We start from the raw sequence: 16659 nt of genomic DNA, 5'->3' as shown, positions 1-16659 counted from the left end.
TTTGCATGAAAGAAAGCGGAACGCGGCTTCGGCCGCAGGGTCAGGTGACGGGCGCCGGGTTGAAAAGCACCAGGGCGTTGTGCAGCTTCCACTGCTCGGCCCAGGTCTTCTTGCGCCCGCTGGCCACGTCGAGCATGAGCTGGAACATCTCCCAGCCCACGTCGGCAATCGTCTTTTCGCCGGTGGCGATCGTTCCGGCGTTGATGTCCATCAGGTCATGCCAGCGGCGCGCCAGGTCGTCGCGCGTGGCCACCTTGATGACGGGCACCTGGGCCAGGCCATAGGGCGTGCCGCGGCCGGTGGTGAACACGTGCAGGTTCATGCCCGCAGCCAGTTGCAGGGTGCCGCAGATGAAGTCGCTGGCCGGCGTGGCCGCGTAGATCAGGCCGCGTTGCTTGAGCTTCTCGCCCGGCGCGATCACGCCCGAGATCGGCGAGCTGCCCGACTTGACGATGGAGCCCATGGCCTTTTCCACGATGTTGGACAGGCCGCCCTTCTTGTTGCCCGGAGTGGTGTTGGCGCTGCGGTCCACGCGGCCGCGCTGCAGGTAGGCGTCGTACCAGGCCATCTCGCGGATCATGGCCTCGGCCACTTCGGGGGTGGAGGCACGCGAGGTGAGCTGGTCGATGCCATCGCGCACCTCGGTGGTTTCCGAGAACATCACGGTGGCACCTGCGCGCACCAGCAGGTCGGTGCAGTAGCCCACGGCCGGATTGGCCGTGACGCCCGAGAACGCATCGCTGCCGCCGCACTGCACGCCCACCACGAGTTCGCTGGCAGGCACGGTCTCGCGCCGGCGCGCGTTCAGACGCTTGAGGTGCAGCTCGGCCTGGCGCAGGATGGAGTCGACCATGGACATGAAGCCCACGTGCGCATCGTCCTGCAGGCACACCACGTCGAGCGGCGTTTCGGCGCTGGTGCCCGTGTCGGCCACGCTGCGCTCATCCACCAGCGGGATGCTGCCGGGCGGCAGCAGGCGCTCGGGCTGCAGCTTCTCGCAGCCCAGGCTGACCACCATGACCTCGCCGCCGAAGTTGGGGTTGAGCGAGATGTTGCGCAGCGTGCGGATGGGGATCACCGCGTCGGGTGCGTCGATGGCCACGCCGCAGCCATAGGTGTGCTCCAGCGCCACCACGTCGTCGACGTTGGGAAAGCGCGGCAGCAGCTCGGACTTGATGCGCTGCACGGCGAAGTCGGTGACGCCAGCCACGCACTGCACGGTCTGCGTGATGGCCAGGATGTTGCGCGTGCCCACCGAGCCATCGGCATTGCGGTAGCCCTCGAAGGTGTAGCCCTCCAGGGCGGGCTGCGGCTCGGGCTTGACGGTGGCGATGGGCAGGCCTTCGAGCTCGCGCGCCTCAGGCATGCGCAGCAGGCGCTCGTGCACCCAGCTGCCAGCGGGGATGGCTTTCAGGGCATAGCCGATGGGCACGTTGTAGCGGCGCACCTCGCCGCCTTCAGGGATGTCCACCAGCGCCACCTTGTGCGCCTGCGGCACCTTGTCCACCAAGGTCAGGCCAGAGGGAAACACCGTGCCCGCAGGCAGCCCCCCGTCGTTGGCGACGATGGCGACGTTGTCGCGCTCGTCCATCTTGATGTGCAGGGGCGGCCGCGCCGGGGTCGTGGTGGATGCGGTGCTATCGGTCATGGGGTTTTCTCGGTGCTGTTTTTCTCAATCTACCGCAGGCGCGTCAGGGGCGCTGTCCGACTTCTGCGCTCTCGCGTGTCCAGGCGCGCGCCTGCTCGCTCAGGCTCAGGCCCAGGCCGGGGCGCGTGGGCACGAGCATGCGACCGTTCTGGATCTCCAGGCGCTCGTTGAACAACGGCTCCAGCCAGTCGAAATGCTCCACCCAGGGCTCGGTGGCATACACGGCAGCCAGGTGCACGTGCAGCTCCATGGCGAAGTGCGGGCCCAGGCTCAGGCCGGCATGCTCGGCCTGCCCGGCGATCTTGAGGAAGGGCGTGATGCCGCCCACGCGCGGTGCGTCGGGCATCAGGTAGTCGGCTGCGCGGTGGCGTATCAGCTCGCCGTGCTCGGCAGCGCTGGTGAGCATTTCGCCGGTGGCGATCGGTGTGTCGAAGGTCGCGGCCAGCGCGGCGTGGCCCTCGAAATCGTAAGCGTCGAGCGGCTCCTCGATCCACACCAGGTTGAATTCTTCGAAGATGCGGCACATGCGCTGGGCCGTGGGGCGGTCCCACTGCTGGTTGGCGTCCACCATCAGCGGCACCTGCTCGCCCAGGTGCTTGCGCACGGTCTCCACGCGCTTGATGTCCAGCGCCCGGTCGGGTTGGCCGACCTTGAGCTTGATGCCGCCGATGCCGCGCTCGATGGAAGCGCCCGCGTTCACCACCAGTTGCTCGATGGGCGTGTGCAGAAAGCCGCCCGAGGTGTTGTAGCACTGCACCGAGTCGCGCTGCGAGCCCAAGAGCTTGGACAGCGACAGCCCCGCGCGGCGCGCCTTGAGGTCGTACAGCGCCACGTCGAAGGCGCCGATGGCCTGGGTGGACATGCCGCTGCGCCCCACGGAGGCACCGGCCCAGCACAGCTTGGTCCACAGGCGCGAAATGTCGCTCGGGTCCTCACCGATCAGTGCCGGCGCAATCTCCTTGGCGTGGGCGAACTGCCCCGGCCCGCCCGCACGCTTGGAATAGCTCAGCCCCAGGCCCTTGTGGCCATCCTTGGTCTCGATCTCGGCGAACAGCATCGCGATCTCGGTCATCGGCTTCTGGCGGCCGGTGAGCACCTTGGCATCGCTGATCGGGTTGGCCAGCGGCAGGTAGCACGAGGAGATGCGGACCCAGGCGATGGAATCGCCAGCGGCGGAGGGGATGGAGGAGGTCATGGGCAGGGACTGGGGAACAACAGGGAAAACAAGGGCCCCAAGGCTGCGCCTCGGGGCCGGTGACGCATCAGTCGATGGAGATCTTGCCGGTCTCGATCACCGTCTTCCAGCGCGCGTATTCCTTCTTCTGGAATTCGGCGAACTGGGCTGGCGTGTTGACCACCATCTCGAAGCCGATGCCAACGAACTGGTCCTTGACTTTGGGGTCGTTGAGCGCCTCGGCGAACGCGGCGTGGGCCTTCTCGCGCACGGCGGGCGGCAGGCCCTTGGGCGCGACGATGGCCTGCCAGGAGGTGACCTCCACGTTCTTCACGCCGGCCTCGGTCAGGGTGGGCACATCGGGCAGCACGGGCGAACGCGCGGCGCTGGTCACGGCCAGGGCGCGCATCTTGCCGCCCTTGATGTACTGCACCACCGAGTTGACGTTCTGGAACGAGGCATCGACCTGCCCGCCCATGATGTCGGTGTGCGCAGGCGCACCGCCCTTGTAGGGCACATGGATGGCGGTGGTGCCCGTCTGCTGCCAGAACAGCTCGGCCGTCAGGTGGTCGCTGGAGCCGTTGCCAGCCGAGGCGAAGGTCAGCTTGCCGGGATTGGCCTTGAGGCTTGCGATCACGTCGGCCACCGACTTGAGCGGCGAATTGGTGGGCACGACGAGCACATTGGGCGACTGCACGGCCACGGTGACCAGGTCGAAGTCCTTGAGCGGGTCGTACTGCATGCCCTTGAGCAGATGCGGCGTGATGACCAGCGGGCCCAGCGAGGTGACCAGGAAGGTATACCCATCGGCCGGCGCACGCTTGACGAAGGTGGCGCCGATGGTGCCCGTGGCCCCGGCCTTGTTCTCCACCAGGAAGGACTGCTTGAACTTGTTGGTGAGCAGCGGGCCCACGGCGCGCGCCACCTGGTCGGTGGAGCCCCCGGGCGGGAACGGTACGACCAATGTCACCGCTTTTTCAGGCCAGGCCTGGGCGTGCGATGCGAGTGCGGCCAGGCCGAGGCACAGGGCTGTGAGTGTCTTTTTCATGCGTTGTCTCCTTGTTGGTAAACGGTCTGGCCGCCCATCACCCATGGACGAGCGGCACGGCCGGGAGGGGAAAGCAGTGCCTCCCCCGAAAATGGTAACGTTGTCATTTTTGGCAAATAAAGTCGTCTTGCCGACTGCTCCATCTTTCCGAAAGCCACAAGCCTCGTGAAAGCGCCTTTGCTACCGTTCGGCGCAAATGATATCGTTGTCATTTATCACAGTCAACCCATGCAATGCGCAGTATCTGCAAGCCAGCCACCAGACACCCTGCCCGGGCCTCCCACCGCGGAAGGGGCCCGGAATTTTGGTAGGGTACGGACTTCTCTCTCCATTGCGCCAGCCCTGCCCTTGCGTCGCCGTACCCGTCCATGAACACCCCCGCCCCCCACAAGCCCGTCACCCTGCACGATGTGGCCAAGGTCGCGGGCGTATCGCTCATCACCGCCTCGCGCGCGCTGAGCAACCCGGGCGTGGTGTCGGACAAGACGATCGCCAAGGTGCGCGAGGCCGTGGAGGCCACGGGCTATATCCCCAACCTGCTTGCGGGCGGCCTCAAGTCCAAGCGCAGCCGCATGGTCGCGGCCATCGTGCCGGCGCTGTCGGTATCGCAGTTTTTGCCCACCGTGCAGACCCTCACCTCGGCGCTGGCCGCGGGCGGCTACCAGGTCATCGTGGGACAGACCAACTACGACGCCGAGCGCGAGGAGGCCGTGCTCAACACCATGATCAGCCGCCAACCCGACGGCATCGTGATGACCGGCCTGGTGCAGTCGCAAAAGGCACGCGACCGGCTCAGGCGGTCCGGCATCCCGGTGGTGGAAACCTGGGACCTGAGCGACCGGCCGGTGGACATGGTGATCGGTTTCTCGCACCTCAAGGTGGGCGGAGCGGTGGGTGGCTACTTCCTCTCGCGCGGCTGGACCAGGGTCGGCATCGCCACCGGCAGCGACCACCGCGCCATGCTGCGGCGCGAAGGCTTTCTGGCCACGCTGGGCCGCAACGACGTGCCCACCGCCGTGGTGCCCGCGCCCAGCAGCCTGGCCCTGGGCCGCCGCGCGCTGGCCGAGCTGCTGGACAAGGAGCCGGGCCTGCAAGCCGTGTGCTGCAGCTCCGACACCCTGGCCCACGGCGTGCTGGTGGAGGCCCAGGCCCGTGGCCTGCGCGTGCCCGAGGATCTGGCCGTGGTGGGCTTCGGCAATGCCGAGTTCGGCGCGCACACGGTGCCGTCGATCACCACCGTGCACGTGGACGGCCCCGAGATCGGCCGCCTGGCCGCGCAGCTCATCCTGGCGCGCTGCAATGGCGAGACCGTGGAGCAGCCCATCGTGGACCTGGGGTTTCGCATGATCGAGCGGCGCTCCACGTCGGTGGACGCGGAGTAACCGCCGGGTGCACGGGCCTACGCCCTGTGCCCCAGCCGCACGGTCGCCAGCAAGGCCAGCGCCAGGCACGTGGCGCCTACTCCCACGAGAAAGGCCGTGCCGATGCCGAACCAGTGCGTCGCCATGCCCACCACCGGCCCCGTCACGCCCAGCGCAATGTCGGCAAAGGCGATGAAGTTGCCCACCGCGCGGCCGCGCTGCTCGGGTGGCACCGAGCGCGTGGCCAGCACGCCCATGGCCGGGAACACCAGCGAAAAGCCCAGGCCCGTGAGCGTGGCACCCAGCACGGCCATGGCGGGGCTTGCGGCCTGCCAGACCAGCAGCTGGCCCACGGCCTCGAAAGCCAGCGATCCCACGGCCACGGCCGTGGCGCCAAAGCGGTCCGGCAGGCCCGAACCCACCAGGCGCACCAGGATGTAGGCCGCGCTGAAACCCAGCAGCGCCGTGCCCGCATGCGGCCAGCCGTGGGCCGCGTAGTCGAGCGTGAGGAAGGCCGCCATGGCCGCATAGGGCACGGTGGCCAGCGCCAGCACCAGGCCCGGCCGCCAGATCAGGCCCAGCACGCGGTGGAACGGCACGCGCTGCTGCCCACCCGAGGCCGGCACCGCCGGCAGCCGCAGCGCAATGGCCCAGGCCAGGAGCGGCGTGAGCAAGACCAGTGCGCCCACGCCCGCAAAACCGAACACCGGCTGCACCGCCAGCCCCAGCGGGGCGCCCAGGCCCAGCGCCGCATAGATGGCAATGCCCACCCAGGACATGACCGAGCCCGTGCGCGCCGGCCCCACGCGCGCAATGCCCCAGCTCATGAGGCCGGTGAGGAACAGGCTTTCACCGAGGCCCGCCACCAGGCGGCCGAGGATCAGCACGGCCAGGCTGGTTGCAGCCCCCAGGGACAGCACACTGGCCAGCACATAGGCCAGCCCCGAGCACGCCGTGAGCGGCAGGCCCAGCAGCACGGCGAAGCGCGGCCCGCGCTGGTCGCACAAGGTGCCCGCCTGGTGGCGCGTGAGCAGGGTGGCCAGCGACTGCAGGCCGATGGCCCAGCCCACCGTGGCCGCGCCAAAGCCCAGGTGGTCGCGCACCTCCAGCGCCAGCGCGCCGAGCGGGATGCTGATGGACAAGAACCCGAGGAAGACCGCCAGCACCACCGGCGCAAGCGCTGTAAACAAGGCAGGCGCGGGTGCACCAGCCAACCCGAGCGGGCGAACGGAAGAAGAAACGGAGGGAGAGGAAGACGGAGAAGAAGAATGCGAAATGCGTGACGTCATGGAGAGCGCGCCTTTTAAAACGCCGAGACACGCCCTTACTGGGCTCCTCTCGACAAAGGACGCGTTGGATGACGGTAACGCTTACGACAGGCCGGCAAGCGGCTGCGGGGCGGATTATGGCGTGGTGTTTCGCTGCCCGTCAACCGCATCGGGGAAAAAAATTTCTCCGATGCGCCGACAGAACTTCACACGACCAGGCTCAGCCGCGAACGGCCTTTTCTATCGCCGCCACATCGATCTTTCTCATCGGCATCATGGCCTGGAACGCACGCTTGGCCACCTCCCCGCCCTGGGCCATGGCATTGGTCAGCACGCGCGGGGTGATCTGCCAGTTGATGCCCCAGCGGTCCTTGCACCAGCCACACTGGCTCTCCTGCCCGCCGTTGCCGACGATGGCGTTCCACAGGCGGTCGGTCTCGGCCTGGTCGTCGGTGGCGATCTGGAACGAGAAGGCCTCGCTGTGCTTGAACTGTGGGCCGCCGTTCAGGCCAATGCAGGGGATGCCGGCGACGGTGAATTCCACCGTCAGCACATTGCCCTTCTTGCCGCCGCCCGGGAAGTCGGATGGTGCCGGGTGCACGGCCGTCACCTGGCTGTCCGGAAAGGTCTGGGCGTAGAAGTTGGCAGCGGCCTCGGCTTCGCTGTCGTACCAGATGCAGACGGTGTTCTTGGCGGCGGGCATGCAGGTCTCCGGTGTGGGAAAAGCGGCCAGTGTGTCGCGTCCGAGGCGCGACTGCAACCCACGGTCTGTAGGACATGAGCTTGATCGGATTGGCACAGAATGCGATTGGCGCCGCACCCTTTGAAAGCCCCCTGGAACCTAGACTTTCCACACACCAACTCCGGGAACCGACATGCCTTTCAACACCGCACCCCCTTTCACCGTACACAGCCCCGACATGGCCGATGGCCGCGTGGCCCGCGCGCAGTTCGCCAGCGCCATGGGCGGCCCGGGCGACAACCTGTCACCGCAGATCGAATGGCAGGGCGCGCCGGCCAACGCGCAGAGCTTCATCGTCACCCTGTACGACCCCGACGCCCCCACCGGCTCGGGCTGGTGGCACTGGGCTGTGGCCAATATCCCCGCCACCGCCAGTGCGCTGCCACGCGGTGCCGGGCTGGCAGGCACCAGCGCACTGCCTCCCGGCGCGGTGGAGATCAACACCGACATGGGCGTGCCTGGCTATGGGGGGCCCCTGCCCCCGCCGGGCGAAACGCACCGCTACGTGCTCACCGTGACCGCGCTCGATGTACCCCGGCTCGACCTGCCGCCCACGGCAACGCCCGCGCTGCTGGCCTTCATGGCCGGGGCCCACACGGTGGGCAAGGCCAGCTTCACTGCCATGGGCGCACGCTGAGCACGCACGGCATGAACCACAGCCCCATGCGCAGCACACGCCACGCCCCACCCGACAGCGCAGCCCTAGCCCGCAGCATCTACGCCCTGCCTGGCGTGGGCATGGCGGCCCATGTGCTGCAGGGGCGCGGGCTGGAAATCCTGCGCATGCGCATGGACCAGCCCGCGCTGATCCTGGTGGACCAGGGCACCAAGACCGTGCGCGCCGAGCGCGGTGCCACGGCCTGCGCCATGCCCGGGCAGGCCATCGTGATCGACGGGCAGCAGACGGTGGACTTCACCAATGCCGTACCTGAGGGTGTGGCGCACTATGAGGCCCGCTGGCTGGTCTTAGACACCGCGCTGCTCGAAGACCCCGGCTACCAGGCGCGCGCAGCGCAGGTGGAGCAGCAGCAACAAGGTAGCGCCGCGGCCAGCGCCAGCGTGCGCCTGGTGCCCCGGGTCGCGGCGCCATTGGCCAGCGCGTTCGAGCGCGCCGCCCAGGCCTTGGCACCCGATGCGGCCTTGCCGGAGTCCATCGCGCGCCTGCGCGTGCTGGAGGTGCTTCACTGGCTGCTGGAGCAGCACGGCATGGCCCTGCGCGCGCCGCAAGCGCATGCCGATGTGTCCGCCAAGGTGCGTGCCCTCATCACGGGCCGGCTCGACACCGAATGGACTGCCGGCCGCATCGCCAGCGCGCTTGCCGTGTCCGAGGCCACGCTGCGCCGCCGCCTGGTGGCCGAGGGCGCATCGCTCACCCAGCTGCTGGTGGACGCGCGCATGGCCACCGCGCTCACGCTGCTGCAGGCCACCACGCAGCCGGTGTCATCCATCGCGCTGTCGGTGGGTTATGAATCGCCCTCGCGCTTCGCGGTGCGCTTTCGCCAGCGCTTCGGCTTTGCCCCCACGGCCGTGCGCGGGCACGAGCGCAGCGCCAGTTGATCCATTCGTCCCCTCCCCCACAACATCCAACACCCATGCTCAAAATCCACCACCTCGGCCACTCCCAATCCGAACGCATCGTCTGGCTCTGCGAAGAGCTGGGCCTGCAATACGACCTGGTGCACTACAAGCGCGATGCCGTCACGCGCCTGTCGCCGCCCGAACTCAAGGCCCTGCACCCGCTGGGCGCCGCGCCGCTCATCGAAGACGGCAGCCTGCTGCTGGCCGAGTCGGCCGCCATCGTCGAGTACATCATCGTCAAGCACGGCGGCGGCCGCCTCAAGCCCGGGCCGGAGCATGCGGACTACGCGCAGTTCCTGTACTGGTTCCACTTCTCCAATGGCAACCTGATGCCCGTGATGGGCCGCATGATGGTGGTCAACCGCACCCAGCTGCCTGCCGACCACCCGGTGCAGCAGAACGCGCAGCTGCGCCTGGACCGGGTGCTGGCGCTGGTGGAGGCCCGACTGGGCGAGGTGCCCTACTTCGCAGGGCAGGAGTTCACGGCCGCCGATGTGATGAGCGTGTTCTCGCTCACCACCATGCGGCTGTTCCAGCCGCTGGATCTGGGGCCTTACCCCAACATCCGCGCGTACCTGCAGCGCATCGGGGCGCGGCCGGCGTACCAGCGTGCGATGGCGAAGGGGGATCCGGATCTGGTGCCGTTGCTGGGCTGACAGCGCGGTTCAACGGCGCTTGCTCGACATCACAACCGCCCCTTCGCAAACACCCCGATCCGCAGCGCCGTATCCGGGTCTGCAAAGCAGGCATTCGCAGCCTTGCCCTCTGCCACCAGCGCCTCTTCGATCTTCGGCCCCAGGCCTGAAGTCAGCACGCGCTTGAGCCGCGCGGTGGCGCCGGCCGAGCGGGTGGCAACCTCCGCGGCCAGGGCCATTGCGGTGGGCAGCATCTGGTCGGCAGGCACCACGCGGTTGACCAGGCCCAGGGCCTGGAGGTCCGCGGCGCTCTGGCGTTCGCCCAGCACGATGAGCTCCATCGTGCGCTGGTGGCCCAGGGCCTGGGGCAGCAGGTGGGTGACGCCGCCGGTGACGAAGTGGCCCAGTGCCATCTCGGGGAAGAAGCAGACCAGGGTGTCGGCGGCGACCACCATGTCGCAGTTGAGTACCCACTCGAAGCCGCCGCCCACGGCATAGCCGTGCACGGCGCCGATGACGAGCTTGGGGCCGAACATGATGTCGCGCGTGATCTGCTGGATGCGCTCGCAGTGCTCGGCGATGGCGGCGGGGCTTTCGGACTGTTCGCCGAACTCCTTGAGGTCGTCGCCTGCGCAGAAGGCGCGGCCTGCGCCAGTGAACACGATGGCCCGCGTGGCGGGCTCGTTCTGCGCGGCCTGCAGGGCGGTGTGCAGGTCCACCAGCAGCGTTCCGCTGATGGCATTGAGTCGCTCGGGGCGCTGCAGGGTGACGACGCTGACGGCGCCGTCCATCGTGTGGGTGGCAAAGCTCATGGTTGGTCTCGCTTTCTTCGTTCGTTGGATGGTCAGTTGGTGGTGCGCAGCGTCTCTGCTTCGCGGTCCCAGGTCCCCGGCGCAATGCCTTCGGCCTGCAGGCGGAATTTCTCGACCTTGTCGGTGGGGGTCTTGGGCAGCGCGGGCAGCAGGCGCAGGTAGCGCGGCACCATGAAGCGGGCCATGTGCTGGCTGCAATGCTGCGCGAGGTCAGCAGGGCTGAGGCTCGCGCCGGGGCGCAGCACCACGCAGGCCATGACCTCTTCCTCGGTCATGTCGCTGGGCACGCCGAACACGGCGCATTCGAGCACGTCGGGGTGGGTCTCGATGCCCATCTCGACCTCGGCGGCAGAGATGTTCTCGCCGCGACGGCGCACGATGTCCTTGGTGCGGCCGACGAAGTACATGTACCCCTCTTCGTCCTGGCGCAGCAGGTCGCCGGTGTGGAACCACAGGTCCTTGAAGGCGGCGAGCGTGACCTCGGGCATGCCGTAGTAGCCCTGCATGAGCAGGCCGGGCTGCTCGGGGCGCAGCAGCAGTTCGCCGGGCTGGCCCACGGGCACTTCGAAGCCCTGCGGGTCTGCCAGCCGTGCACGGAAAGCAGGGGCCACCTTGCCGCACGAACCCATGCGCCGCGGTTCGTTCAGCGGCGTGTACATCACGCCGCCGGCCTCGGTGGAGCCGTACAGCTCCACCAGGCGGCAGCCGAAGCGCTCCTCGAACTGCGGGGCGAACGCGGGCAGGGGCACGCCCCAGCCCAGGCGCGCGCGGTGGTCGCGGTCGCGGGGTGATGGCGCCTGCTTCCACAGCATGGTGACCGTGGCGCCCATGAAATCGAACACGGTGGCCTGCAGCGCGCGCACCTCGTCCCAGTAGCGCGAGACGCTGAAGCGCTCGCCGATGGCGGCCACGCCGCGCAGCAGCAGCGCTGGCACGATGGTCATCACCGTGGCGTCCAGGTGGAACATCGGGTAGGGGCAGTACAGCACATCGTCGGGCCGCAGTTCCAGCCCCGCGATGAACAGCCGCGCCTGGGCCAGCACGAAGCGGTGCGCGATCATGGCCGCCTTGGAGCGGCCCGTGGTGCCCGAGGTGTAGAGCAGCAGACACAGTGCATCGCAAGCGACTTCGGGGCGCGGCAGGGTGCGCTCTGTGGGCTCCACGTCGCGCAGCAGGGCGTAGGGTAAGCATCCTGCGGCATCGGCCGCATCGGCCCCCACCACGAAGACCTGGGTGGCCGTGGCCAACCGGGCCTGCACGTCGGCCCACTGGGGGTGCAAGCTGGCGTGCACCACGGCCAGGCGGCTTTCCACGAGGTTGACCGCGTCGGCCAGCACCATGCCGCGAAACGAGGTGTTGACCGGCGCGGCCACCGCACCCAGCTTGGCCAGCGCGAACCAGAGCACGGCCATCTCGATGCAATTGGGCAGCATGAGGCTGACGTGGTGGCCCGCACGCACGCCCTGGGCATGCAGGCCGGCGGCCAGGCGGTCGCTTTCCTCGTCGATCTGGCGGTAGGACCACTCGCCTGCCGCCATGCGGATGAAGGGCTGCTCGGGTACCTCGGCGGCCGCGCGGCGCAGCTCGGCACCGAGCGAGGATGCGAAGGGGTCGTGGGTGGCGGTGGAAGGGACTTTGGCCATGGGTGTTGCAGGATAGGAAGGCCCTGCTTTCAGGGCAAGCTCCGTGCCACATGCGGCAGGCCGGCTTTATCTGGGAACCCCGCTCTCTGCATCCGACGTGGGGGCATATGATTTGCAACGAACGTTCAATAATTGAACGTTTTATATTGCAACACCATGCCCACCAAGCGACCACCCTCCCCGCCTCCTGCTACAGCCGCCAAGCCCGATGACCTGCTGGAGCGCCAGGGCCAGCTCATCGAGGAGCTGCAGACCCTGGTGAACCATGTGCCCTATGGCCTGATGGTGCTGGAGCCCGGGGGCGTGGTGCGCCACCTCAATGCCGAGGCGGCGCGCCAGCTGCGGTTGCCGCGTCACTTGGCACAGGGGCGCACGCTGGGGTCGCTGCTCGACTTCGACACCATGGTGGAGCAGGTGTTCCTGACCGGCGAGGGCTATACCGACCGCGAGCGCATCATCGCCACGCCGCGCTTTCAGCTGCATGTGCTGGACACGGCGGTGCCCGTAAAGGCAGCCGACGGGCGCGTGCTGTCGGTGGTGAACACCTTCCGCGAGATCAGCGGCGTGCACCGGCTGGCGGACCGCCTGGCGGGCAGCCAGGCGCGGCACACCTTCGACACCATGGTCGGGCAGAGCCCCGCGCTGCGCGCCACCATCGCCGCTGCGCGCAAGGCGGCTGCGGGCCAGGCCAATGTGCTGCTGTGCGGCGAGAGCGGCACGGGCAAGGAGGTGCTGGCCCAGGCCATCCACAACGCCAGCGCGCGGCGCGACGGCCCCTTCATCGCGGTGAACTGCGCGGCGCTGCCGCGCGATCTGATCGAGAGCGAGCTGTTCGGCCATGCGCCGGGCGCCTTCACGGGTGCTCAGCGCGAGGGGCGGCCGGGCAAGTTCGAGGCAGCGAGCGGCGGCACCATCTTTCTGGACGAGGTGTCGGAGCTGCCGCTCGATGTGCAGGCCAAGCTCTTGCGTGTTTTGCAGGAGCGCGAGGTGGTGCGCCTGGGCAGCACGCGCGCCGTGCGCGTGGATGCGCGCGTGGTCACGGCCAGCAACCGCGACCTGCACGCCATGGTGGCGCGCAAGGAGTTCCGCGAGGACCTGTATTACCGCTGCCATGTGATCGCACTGACCCTGCCGCCGCTGCGCGAGCGCCCGGCCGACGTGGCGCTGCTGGCCACGCATTTCCTGGCGCGCTACGGTACGGCGCTGGGCAAGCCGGTGCATTCGCTGCCGCCCGCCGTGCTGGCCGCGCTGCTGCAGCACCCCTGGCCGGGCAACGTGCGCGAGCTGGAGAACGCCATGGAGCGGCTGGTGCACCTGAGCGAGGGCGGCACGCTCGATGCCGGCGTGCTGGGCCTGGTGCCGGCGCCACCGGGTGCACAGGCCCCCGCGGACTCAGCCCCTGGCACCGAAGTGCGCAGCCTGCGCGCGGCCGAGCGCGAGGCCATCATGCATGCGCTCAAGGCCCACCGCTACAACGTGACACGCGCGGCGCAGGCCCTGGGCATTGCCAAGCCCACGCTGTATGCCAAGCTGCGCCTGCACGGCATCGCGCTGGAGCGGCCACTGGCCTAGGACGGCCGAACCGGCCTATTTCGCCACGTAGTCGTGCGGTGGGTGCAGCGGCTCGGCGGGTTCCTCCGCGGCCACGGCGGTGTTGGCCCCGGGCACGGCCTTGCGCGCGAACAGGGTGTACATGGTGGGCACGACGAAGATGGTGAGCAGCGTGCCCAACGACATGCCGCCCACGATCACCCAGCCGATCTGCGAGCGCGTTTCGGCACCGGCGCCCGAGGCCAGGGCCAGCGGGATGGCGCCGAGCACCATGGCGCCCGTGGTCATCAGGATGGGGCGCAGGCGCTGGGCCGAGGCCTTGACGAGCGCGTCCACCATCTCCAGGCCCTGCTCGCGCAGCTGGTTGGTGAACTCCACGATCAGGATGCCGTGCTTGGTGATCAGCCCCACCAGCGTGATCAGGCCGATCTGCGAGTACACGTTGAGCGAGCCCCCGCTCCACTTGAGCGCCAGCAGCGCGCCGATCATGGACAGCGGCACCGAGACCATGATCACCAGCGGGTCGATGAAACTCTCGAACTGCGCCGCCAGCACCAGGAAGATGAACACCAGCGCCAGCAGGAAGACGATGCCCAGAGCCCCCTGCGAGCTGCGGAACTCGCGCGAGGTGCCGTTCAAATCGGTGGTGTAGCCGGGCTTGAGCACCTTGGCGGCCGTGGCGTCCATGAAGCCCAGGGCCTCGCCCAGCGAGTACTCGGGCGACAGGTTGGCCGTGATGGTGACCGAGCGGCGCTGGCCGAAGTGGTTGAGCTCGCGCGGGCTCACGCTTTCCTTGACGTTGACCAGGCTCGAGAGCGGGATCATCGCGTCGTTGCGGCCGCGCACGTAGATGCTGTCGATGTTCTCGGGCGTGGTGCGGCCGCTGGCCTGGGTCTGCACGATCACGTCGTACTGCTCGGAGTCGCGCTTGTAGCGCGTGACGGTGCGCCCGCCCAGCATGGTCTCGATGGCCTTGGCCACCACGTCCACGCTCACGCCCAGGTCGGCGGCGCGGTCGCGGTTGACGGCGATGCGCAGCTCGGGCTTGTTCAGGCGCAGGTCGGCCTCGGGGGAGATGATGCCGGGGTTCTTGGCGATCTCGGCCATCATGGCGTTGGACACGGCGTTGAGGTTCTCGTAGCTGTCGGAGGTCTGGATCACGTAGGTGAGTGGGCGCGCGCGGAACGGCTGGCCCAGCGACGGCGGCGTGATCAAGAAGGCATTCACCCCCGGCAGGCCGACCACCTTGGGCTGCAGCTCGCGCACCATGTGGAGCGTGCTGCGCGAACGGTTCTCCCAGTCCACCGTGCGGTAGATCACGCTGCCCTGCGCCACCGTGGGGTTGCCGATGTTGGCGAAGATGCGGTCGAACTCGGGGTAGTCGCGGCCCACCTTTTCGAGCTCCAGCGCATAGCGGTTGGTGTAGTCCAGCGTGGCGCCGTCAGGCGCGGTGACGTTGACCAGGATGGTGCCGCGGTCCTCCAGCGGCGAGAGCTCCTGGCGCATGCCGGGGTAGACCAGCACCAGCGCGGCGCCGCTGACCACCATGGCCAGGATCACCAGCCAACGCGCCTGGAACAGCGCGCCGCGCACGCCCCCCGCCCGGCCGCCCCAGCGCGCGGTAACGATCCAGCGCAGCAGGCGGCCATAGGCGTCCGACAGGGCCGTGAGCCAGCGTTCCATGGAGCGGTCGAACCAGTTGGGCTTGGGGTTGTGCTTGAGCAGCAGCGAGCACATCATGGGCGACAGCGTGAGCGCCACGAAGCCCGAAACCACCACGGCGCCGGCCAGCGCCAGCGCGAACTCGACGAACAGCCGGCCCGTGCGGCCCGGCGTGAAGGCCAGCGGCGCATACACGGCCACCAGGGTCAGCGTCATGGCGACGATGGCAAAGCCGATTTCGCGCGCGCCCTTGATGGCGGCCGAGAACGGATCGAGCCCCTCCTCGATGTGCCGGTAGATGTTCTCCAGCATCACGATGGCATCGTCCACCACCAGGCCGATGGCGAGCACCAGGGCCAGCAAGGTGAGGGTGTTGATCGAGAAGCCGGCCAGCGACATCAGCGCAAAGCTGCCCACCAGGCTCACCGGGATGGTGACGATGGGGATGATGGAGGCGCGCGCCGTGCGCAAGAAGACGAAGATCACCAGCGCCACCAGCACCACGGCTTCGGCAATGGTGGTGTAGACGCTCTTCACCGAGCGGTCGATGAACAGCGAGTTGTCGTTGGCGATGTCGATCGCGATGTCCGGCGGCAGGTCGGCCTTGAGCGTGGGCAGCATGGCGCGCACGCCGGCCGACAGCTCCAGCGGGTTGGCCGTGGCCTGGCGGATCACGCCCAGCGAGATGGCCTCGCGCCCGTTCAAGCGCACGCGGCTGCGGTCGCTGGCGGCGCCCTCCTCCACCCGCGCCACGTCGCGGATGCGCACCGGAAAGCCGTTGACGGTGCGGATCACCACGTTCGAGAACTGCGCCGGGCTGGCCAGATCGGTCTGCGAGGTGACGCTGAATTCGCGCTGCTGCGACTCGATGCGGCCGGCGGGCAGCTCCAGGTTGTTGCGGCGGATCGCGTCTTCCACGTCCTGCGTGGTCAGGCGGTAGCCGGCCATGCGCTCGGGGTCGAGCCACACGCGCATGGCGTAGCGGCGCTCACCGTAGATGGGCACGTCGGCCACGCCGGTCACGGTCTGCAGGCGCGGCTTGACGATGCGGTTGAGCAGGTCGTTGATCTCCAGCGGGGTGCGCGTGTCGCTGCTGAAGGCCAGCCACATCACGGGCGAGGCGTCGGCCTCGACCTTGGCGATGACGGGCTCGTCCACCGCATCGGGCAGGCGGTTGCGCACGCGGGCGGTGCGGTCGCGCACCTCGGCGGCGGCGTTGTCGGCGTCCTTCTCCAGGCGAAAGCGCACGCTGATCTGGCTTTGCTCGGCACGGCTGATGGAGGTGATCACGTCCACCGCGTCGATGCCGGCAATCGAGTCTTCGAGCGGCTTGGTGACCTGCGACTCGATCACCTCGGCCGAAGCCCCCGCATAGCGCACGCTGACGGTGACCACGGGCTCGTCGATCTTGGGGTATTCGCGCACCGACAGGCGCGTGAAGCTCACGGCGCCGATCAGCAGCACCAGCAGCGACAGCACGGTGGCAAACACCGGCCGGCGGATCGATAGTTCAGCGAGTTGCATGGCAGGGGCTCAT

13 protein-coding genes are annotated in these 16659 nt (G+C 68.5%); 5 read left to right on the top strand and 8 right to left on the bottom strand.

Annotated elements, in window-relative coordinates:
• Nucleotides 1-40 precede the first annotated feature (40 nt).
• The 3 genes from garD to AC07PF_RS24805 all read right to left on the bottom strand — a co-directional run bounded on the left by garD (nucleotide 41) and on the right by AC07PF_RS24805 (nucleotide 3870).
• A complete protein-coding gene (garD, locus tag AC07PF_RS24815; protein WP_494613634.1) occupies nucleotides 41-1648 on the bottom strand; it encodes a galactarate dehydratase in 1608 nt (535 codons plus the stop codon).
• Between the two features lie 43 nt (nucleotides 1649-1691).
• Complete coding sequence (locus AC07PF_RS24810; protein WP_494613633.1) at nucleotides 1692-2843, bottom strand: L-talarate/galactarate dehydratase; 1152 nt, start codon at nucleotides 2841-2843, stop codon at nucleotides 1692-1694.
• A gap of 67 nt (nucleotides 2844-2910) precedes the next feature.
• Complete coding sequence (locus tag AC07PF_RS24805; RefSeq protein ID WP_145697992.1) at nucleotides 2911-3870, bottom strand: tripartite tricarboxylate transporter substrate binding protein; 960 nt, start codon at nucleotides 3868-3870, stop codon at nucleotides 2911-2913.
• 368 nt (nucleotides 3871-4238) lie between these two features.
• On the opposite strand from AC07PF_RS24805, the gene AC07PF_RS24800 reads away from it, so the two are divergent.
• The gene (locus AC07PF_RS24800; protein WP_494613632.1) at nucleotides 4239-5252 is read left to right on the top strand and encodes a LacI family DNA-binding transcriptional regulator; all 1014 of its coding nucleotides are present in this window, start codon (nucleotides 4239-4241) and stop codon (nucleotides 5250-5252) included.
• Between the two features lie 17 nt (nucleotides 5253-5269).
• Here the strand turns inward: AC07PF_RS24800 and AC07PF_RS24795 are convergent, their stop codons facing one another.
• Together AC07PF_RS24795 and AC07PF_RS24790 are read right to left on the bottom strand one after the other, a co-directional pair.
• A complete protein-coding gene (locus tag AC07PF_RS24795; RefSeq protein WP_494613631.1) occupies nucleotides 5270-6421 on the bottom strand; it encodes an MFS transporter in 1152 nt (383 codons plus the stop codon).
• A gap of 298 nt (nucleotides 6422-6719) precedes the next feature.
• Nucleotides 6720-7202, bottom strand: coding sequence for a VOC family protein (locus AC07PF_RS24790; protein WP_494613630.1), 483 nt, complete (start codon nucleotides 7200-7202; stop codon nucleotides 6720-6722).
• 172 nt (nucleotides 7203-7374) lie between these two features.
• Here AC07PF_RS24790 and AC07PF_RS24785 point away from each other — a divergent pair, with 172 nt between their 5' ends.
• From AC07PF_RS24785 to AC07PF_RS24775, 3 genes are read left to right on the top strand one after another with little or no spacing between them, the layout of a single operon-like run.
• Entirely contained in the window at nucleotides 7375-7878 is a 504-nt protein-coding gene (locus AC07PF_RS24785; protein ID WP_494613629.1) for a YbhB/YbcL family Raf kinase inhibitor-like protein, read from the top strand.
• An 11-nt stretch (nucleotides 7879-7889) separates the two neighbouring features.
• Nucleotides 7890-8798 carry a helix-turn-helix transcriptional regulator gene (locus AC07PF_RS24780; RefSeq protein ID WP_494613628.1) on the top strand — a complete coding sequence of 303 codons (909 nt, stop codon included), beginning with the start codon at nucleotides 7890-7892 and terminating at the stop codon, nucleotides 8796-8798.
• Nucleotides 8799-8833: 35 nt separating this feature from the next.
• A complete protein-coding gene (locus AC07PF_RS24775; protein WP_494613627.1) occupies nucleotides 8834-9475 on the top strand; it encodes a glutathione S-transferase family protein in 642 nt (213 codons plus the stop codon).
• 29 nt (nucleotides 9476-9504) lie between these two features.
• On the opposite strand, the gene AC07PF_RS24770 is transcribed toward AC07PF_RS24775, so the two are convergent.
• The gene (locus AC07PF_RS24770; RefSeq protein ID WP_494613626.1) at nucleotides 9505-10266 is read right to left on the bottom strand and encodes an enoyl-CoA hydratase/isomerase family protein; all 762 of its coding nucleotides are present in this window, start codon (nucleotides 10264-10266) and stop codon (nucleotides 9505-9507) included.
• Nucleotides 10267-10298: 32 nt separating this feature from the next.
• Nucleotides 10299-11909, bottom strand: coding sequence for an AMP-binding protein (locus AC07PF_RS24765; RefSeq protein WP_494613625.1), 1611 nt, complete (start codon nucleotides 11907-11909; stop codon nucleotides 10299-10301).
• A 156-nt stretch (nucleotides 11910-12065) separates the two neighbouring features.
• Here AC07PF_RS24765 and AC07PF_RS24760 point away from each other — a divergent pair, with 156 nt between their 5' ends.
• A complete protein-coding gene (locus AC07PF_RS24760; protein WP_494613624.1) occupies nucleotides 12066-13481 on the top strand; it encodes a sigma-54 interaction domain-containing protein in 1416 nt (471 codons plus the stop codon).
• A gap of 15 nt (nucleotides 13482-13496) precedes the next feature.
• On the opposite strand, the gene AC07PF_RS24755 is transcribed toward AC07PF_RS24760, so the two are convergent.
• Entirely contained in the window at nucleotides 13497-16646 is a 3150-nt protein-coding gene (locus AC07PF_RS24755) for an efflux RND transporter permease subunit (RefSeq protein WP_494613623.1), read from the bottom strand.
• Nucleotides 16647-16659 lie beyond the last annotated feature (13 nt).

The organism is Acidovorax sp. GW821-FHT10A04 (genome assembly GCF_059415825.1).
Note: the sequence above shows the minus strand (reverse complement) of the source record. Positions and strands in the feature narration are given on the sequence as shown.